We start from the raw sequence: 903 nt of genomic DNA, 5'->3' as shown, positions 1-903 counted from the left end.
CGCGTGATCGCCAATCTTGTAGCGACGGGCTACGGGAAGTGGACGTCGGCTGCGGCTTCGTTCTGCCGGAATGCGCAACCTTAAGGGGAATAGGCCGTCATCATCCTCGCGATCCGATGAATCCGGCAGGATTTGGGCAGGCGATATCAATCAATATCTCATTTGCCTCATTTAACGTTTTCCCCAGGGAAAATTGTGCCAGAATTAACCATAACCCACTAAATCTAGTGCAAATCGGGACGCAATGGTTAATCAATTATTAATTAATCCCCGCAACTTTCCACCATTGTCTCCGATTCCCCCGATTCGTACTCCTTGTGCAATCGAGGCACTACACTGATTCGGAGGCGGACGAATGATCGTAGTAGTTGACGAGCGAGAGCTCGTGACGGAGGGATACACATCCCTGTTTGGAAGAGAAGGCATTCCTTCGACCGGGTTCGACCCCGTCGAATTCGGCGAATGGGTCAATACGGCCGCTGACGCCGACATCGCGGCCATCGAGGCATTCCTCATCGGCCAGAGCGACGAGAGCTTCGCCCTGCCCAGGGCCATCCGCGATCGCTCGCGCGCTCCGGTGATTGCGGTCTCCGACCAGCCGTCGCTGGAAAACACGCTCGCGCTCTTCGACAGCGGTGTCGACGATGTGGTGAGAAAGCCGGTTCATCCCCGCGAGATCCTGGCGCGCGCCGCGGCCATCCGCCGGCGTCTTACCGCCATCTCCTCCTTCACCGATATCGGACCGATCCGCGTCTTCTCCGACGGCCGCGATCCCGAGATCCAGGGCGAGGTCTTCGCGCTTCCCCGTCGTGAGCGCCGCATTCTCGAATACCTGATTGCAAATCGCGGTCGCCGCGTCTCCAAGTCCCAGATCTTCTCCGCCATCTACGGCATCTTCGACGA

The 903-nt window shown here is 58.0% G+C and carries 2 protein-coding genes; both read left to right on the top strand.

The genetic code is table 11. The features are described 5' to 3' along the window. Window positions 1–263: hypothetical protein (locus NBH21_RS25975; RefSeq protein ID WP_252759602.1), on the top strand; the 263-nt coding region annotated here is incomplete at its 5' end. A 92-nt stretch (window positions 264–355) separates the two neighbouring features. Beyond that, window positions 356–903 (top strand): transcriptional activator Rem (gene rem, locus NBH21_RS25970; RefSeq protein ID WP_252759601.1); only part of this gene is annotated, 548 nt, incomplete at its 3' end.

The sequence above is a fragment of the Ciceribacter sichuanensis genome (genome assembly GCF_024055605.1).
Classification (GTDB): Bacteria; Pseudomonadota; Alphaproteobacteria; order Rhizobiales; family Rhizobiaceae; genus Allorhizobium; species Allorhizobium sichuanense.
This window is presented reverse-complemented; position numbering and strand designations above follow the sequence as displayed.